Source organism: Micromonospora sp. AMSO31t (genome assembly GCF_008868175.1).
Lineage (GTDB): Bacteria > Actinomycetota > Actinomycetes > Mycobacteriales > Micromonosporaceae > Micromonospora.
Genome location: NZ_WBKT01000253.1, coordinates 1 through 4,757, shown reverse-complemented (window position 1 = coordinate 4,757; position 4,757 = coordinate 1). Strand labels below are relative to the sequence as shown.

The window sequence follows — 4,757 nt, the reverse complement described above, 5'->3', positions numbered from 1 at the left end:
GGCGGCGGGGCCGGGGCGGTGGTCTCCGGGGCGTCGTCCGGGAACGCCGGCTCGGCGAACCGGTACTTGTCCGGGTCGAGCTTCAACGCCGCGGTGGCGTCCGCCATGAACTGCCGCCAGATCGGCCCCGGCCCGGTGGAGCCGTAGACCTCGTAGCTGCCGCCCGTCGTCCGCAGCGGCTTCCCGTCGGTGGTGCCCAGCCAGACGGCGGAGGCGAGCGCCCCGGTCCAGCCGACCATCCACGTGTGCACGTTCTGGGTGGTGCTCTGCCCGGCCTGCCAGGTGCCGGTCTTGCCGGCCGAGTCCCAGTCGTTGTCCAGCTCGGCCGCCTTGACCCGGCGCAGCGTCCAGTCGAGCTGGTTGATCGCCTCCTGGTCGAGGCCCAGGTCCGTCGTCTTGAGCTGCTCGCCCCACACCTTGTCGTCGCCCTTGGTCACCGACCGGACGAAGTGCGCCTCGGCCCGCTTGCCGCCGGCCGCGAACGTGGCCATCCCGTTGGCGTGGTCCTGGACGCTGATGCCGTACTGGCCGATGCCGACCTCGGTGGAGAACCGCCGGGCCACCTCGTCGGCGGGCTCGCTCCGCAGGTCCACCCGCTGGGGCTGCGGGTTGCCCCTGACCGTCTCCCACATCGACTCGACCCCGGCCCGCTTCGCCATGTCGATGACCGTGGCGGTGCCGAGCTTCTCGGTCAGCTCGAAGTAGGTGACGTTCAGCGAGGCGACGGTCGCCTCCCAGAGCGCGCACTTCGGCTGGCAGGGCGCGTGCTCGGCGTTGCGGATCGGGCCCGCCGCGCTGCCCTTGGTGCGCCCCGACTCGGGGAACTCCTTGGTGTCGGGGGAGTCGAACCGCTGCTTCACCGAGATGTCGTTCTCGACGGCGGCGGCCAGGTCGTACACCTTGAACGACGAACCCGGCGGGTGCTGGCCGAACCCGCGGGCCTGGCCGTTCTCGTCGCGGTACCAGCCGGCGTAGTCGGCGCCGGAGCCGCTGTTGCCGCCGTAGTAGCCGAGCACCCGGCCGGTGCCGGGCTCCACCGCGACGAGCGCGGCCTGCCAGTTCTTCGGCTGGCCGCGGACCGCCTCCGGTGCGCTGTCCCGGCGGATGTCGGCGGCGGCCTCCGCGGCGTCCTGCACCCGCTTGTCGATGGTGGTGACGATCTTGTAGCCGCCGTCGCGGATCACCTCGTCCGGCCTGCCGCGGAACGGCTCGGTCTCCCGCAGCTCGCTGAGCACGTGGTTGACCACCAGGCCGGTCGGCCGGTCCAGGCCCGAGCGGCCCGCGGTCGGGTCGATGGGCCGCACCGAGTCCGGGTACGCCAGGTTCGCCGCCTGCTCCGACGTGAGGTAACCGAGCTTCACCATGCCGTCACGGACGTAGTTCCAGCGGTCGATCGAGTTCTGCTTGGCCAGGGCGTTGCGCCGGGGGTCGTAGCCGGGCGAACCCTCGGGGTCGGCCGGGTCCGCCTCCGGCTGCTTCACCATGGCGCAGAGCACCATGGCCTCGGCCTGGGTGAGCTGCTGCTGCGGCGGGGCGTCCCGGCGCACCGTCTTGCCGAAGAAGGTCTGCGCGGCCGCCTCGATCCCGTACGCGCCCCGCCCGAACGGGACGGTGTTCAGGTAGAAGCCGAGGATCTCCTCCTTGCTGTACGCGTCGTCCAGCTTCCAGGCGACCACCGCCTCGCGCAGCTTCCGGGAGTAGGTCACCCCGCGCAGGTCGGCGGCGACCCGTGCGTACTGCTGGGTGAGGGTGGAGGCGCCCTGCCGCTGCCCGCCGGTGACGTTCGCCCAGGCCGCCCGGAGCACGCCCTTGAAGTCCACGCCCTTGTTGCTCCAGAAGGTCCGGTCCTCGGCGGCCACGATGGCCTGCTTGGCCGAGTCGTTCATCTGGTCGTACGGGACGATGGTGCGGTTCTCCGCGCCCAGCTTTGCCATGGGCGTGCGCCCGTCGGCGTAGTAGACGGTGGTCGACTCCGGCAGCTTGAGGTCGGTGGGGGTCGGCACGCTGTCGAAGTAGTAGCCGCCGGCCACCAGGCCGGAGCCCGCCAGCAGCGCGAACACCGCCAGCACGACCAGCAGGCGGTGCCGCCGGCGCCTCCGCCCCGGAGTGGGGGTCGCGGAGCCGTCGGCGTCGTGGTCACCGGTTTCACGCATCCGCACCCGATACCCTCCGACTGCTCGGCCGAATCGTGTCCCTGTCCGGCTCGCAGGCTAGCGGAGCTGCGGCGACGGCACCGGCGTCCGGCGTTCTTCGCCGCGGCGACCACCGCGTCGAGCGCCCGGGGACATTGACAGTCGCGGCTGCGCCGGGCAGGCTCTGACGAGCTGCGGGAACGCTCCCATCGCCCGTTCCCCCGTCCCTTCAGGAGCAAGACGTGGCCCTGACTCCCTTCCGGCGGCGCGCCCTGACCGCCGTCGCCGCCGTCGCCGCGACCCTCGCCGCCGCGGTGCCCTTCTCGCCCGCGCCGGCCGGCGCCGAACTCCGCGACGGCGTGCGCTTTTACACCCCCCGACCCGACCACGGGGCGGTGGCCCAGATCGCCCGGCTCACCGCCACCGGGCACTACCGGCAGGCGGCCGCGCTGGCCGCCATGGTCCGTACGCCCCAGGCGGTCTGGGTCACCGGCGGCTCCGCCGCCCAGGTCACCCGGACGGTCAACGCCGAGGTGCGCCGGGCGGCCGCCCGGAAGACCGTGCCGGTGCTCGTGGCGTACAACATCCCGTTCCGCGACTGCGCGCAGTACTCCGCCGGCGGCGCCACCTCGGTGGCCGAGTACGAGGAGTGGATCGACGGCCTCGCCCGGGGCATCGGCCGGCACGAGGTGGCCGTCATGCTGGAGCCGGACGGCCTCGGCATCATCCCCTGGTACACCACGATCAACGGCACCCAGGACTGGTGCCAGCCGGCCGAGGCGGACCCGGCGACGGCCGCCGCCGACCGGTTCGCCATGCTCAACTACGCCGTCGACAAGCTCGCCGCACTGCCCCGCACCAGCGTCTACCTCGACGGCACGCACAGCGCCTGGCTCGGTGTCGGCGACGCCGCCGACCGGCTGGTCAAGGCCGGTGTCGACCGGGCCGACGGCTTCTTCCTCAATGTCTCCAACTACGAGACGACCGAACGGCAGCTCAAGTACGGCAACTGGATCTCCAAGTGCGTCCACTACGGCACGGCGGGTCCCGAGTGGGCGCGCGGCCACTTCGAGTGGTGCGCCAGCCAGTACTCCCCGGCCGACCCGGCCGACTTCAGCACCTGGGTCCGCACCGACGCCTGGTACGCCGAGAACGTCGGCGACGTGCCGGCCGGCCAACTCGCCCACTTCGTGGTCGACACGAGCCGCAACGGGCAGGGGCCGTGGACCCCGCCGGCCGGGGTGACCTGGCCGGACCCGCAGACCTGGTGCAACCCGCCGGACCGGGGGCTGGGCCTGCGGCCCACCACCGCCACCGGTGACCCGCTCGCGGACGCGTTCCTCTGGGTGAAGACGCCCGGCCAGTCCGACGGGCAGTGCGACCGGGGCACCGGCACCGGCCGGGACCCGGCACGCGGCGGCATGGCCGACCCGGCGGCCGGCGCCTGGTTCCCCGAGCAGGCCCTCGAACTGGTGCGGTACGCCAACCCGCCGCTGCGCTGAACCGACCCGGGCCGGGGCGGCCGACCGCCCCGGCCCGGATCCTGCTCAGCGCAGGGCCCACCCGGTGGCCCGGCCGTTGCGGGTCCGGGTGATCCGGCGCACCGGCCAGCGGCCGTTGCCGCCGGACCGGTTGGCCCAGAACGGCGAGAGCCGCCACATCGGGTGGGTGGTGGTGTCGCCGGGTCCCGCGAAGGCATCCCGGTCGGCGTACCCGTGCCGCCGGAACAGGTCCCGGTCGGTCTCGGTGAACACCTCCGCGTACGTGGGCAGGCTCAGCGTGTCCATCCACCGCTGCGCTCCGACGAGCACGGCGGCGGCCCGGCGGGCGGCCGCCGGGCCCGGCGCGGCCAGCAACGCGAGATGGTTGTGCGCCTCGGCCGGCCGGCGGGCGGCGAGCGCCTCGTCGAGCCGCAGGAAGCGCTCCTCGTCCGGGCCGGCGGCCGCGGCCAGGCGGTCGGCGTACCGGTTCGGCGACGGGATCGGCCGGTACCGGTGGAACCAGACGGTCGCCGCCGTGCCGTCCCGGAGCAGGAACGCGTCGCCGAAGAGCATCGCGTGTTCGGTCCAGATCCGGGCCACGGCGGCCAGGACGGCGGTGCGGCGGTGCGTGTCGGGGACGAGCCACGCGGCGAGCGCGGTCGGGGAGAGGGCCTCGGCGACGAGATCGGCGATGCGGCCGATGTCGCACCACCGGGCCCGGACGACGGGTGTGGCTGTGCTCATGAAGACTCCTGGTCACCAGGGTGATCGCGTCAGTGGGGGGCGCCGGGAGCGGTCGTCGTCCGGCGCCGGCCGTGAGCGGCCGTGCAGCGTGTCGCGGGGAGGTAGCCGGTGCGGTGCGCGGTGGCGGCCGCCACCGCGGGCCGGTCAGGCGGGCCGGGTGCCCGGGCGGGGCGAGCGCGAGGCGGGCGGCGGGCCGTCGGCCGGGCCGCTGCGGTGAGCGACCAGGGCCGGCGGGGTCCACGGGGTCGCGCCCGCGACGGCCGCCTCACCGTGGCCGCTGCCCGGCGACCCGGCCGCACCGCCGCTCGGCGGGGCCGGCCTGGCCGGGACCGGGTCCACGTCCGAGCGGGACGGACGCGGCGCGGAGGACTCCCCGGAGCCGGCCTGACCCGCACGCGCG

General features: G+C 74.5%; 3 protein-coding genes and 1 pseudogene. 1 reads left to right on the top strand and 3 read right to left on the bottom strand.

Going from position 1 to position 4,757, the window contains the following annotated elements; translation table 11 throughout:
* The coding region (locus F8274_RS29890) for a transglycosylase domain-containing protein (protein ID WP_151465687.1) at positions 1-2,153 on the bottom strand (2,153 nt) is incomplete at its 3' end.
* A 221-nt stretch (positions 2,154-2,374) separates the two neighbouring features.
* Between F8274_RS29890 and F8274_RS29885 the strand changes: the two genes are divergently transcribed.
* Complete coding sequence (locus F8274_RS29885) at positions 2,375-3,634, top strand: glycoside hydrolase family 6 protein (RefSeq protein ID WP_370518291.1); 1,260 nt, start codon at positions 2,375-2,377, stop codon at positions 3,632-3,634.
* Positions 3,635-3,679: 45 nt separating this feature from the next.
* On the opposite strand, the gene F8274_RS29880 is transcribed toward F8274_RS29885, so the two are convergent.
* The gene (locus F8274_RS29880) at positions 3,680-4,357 is read right to left on the bottom strand and encodes a hypothetical protein (protein ID WP_151465686.1); all 678 of its coding nucleotides are present in this window, start codon (positions 4,355-4,357) and stop codon (positions 3,680-3,682) included.
* Positions 4,358-4,501: 144 nt separating this feature from the next.
* Positions 4,502-4,757 (bottom strand): annotated as a pseudogene (locus tag F8274_RS32170) (hypothetical protein); the annotation flags it as partial.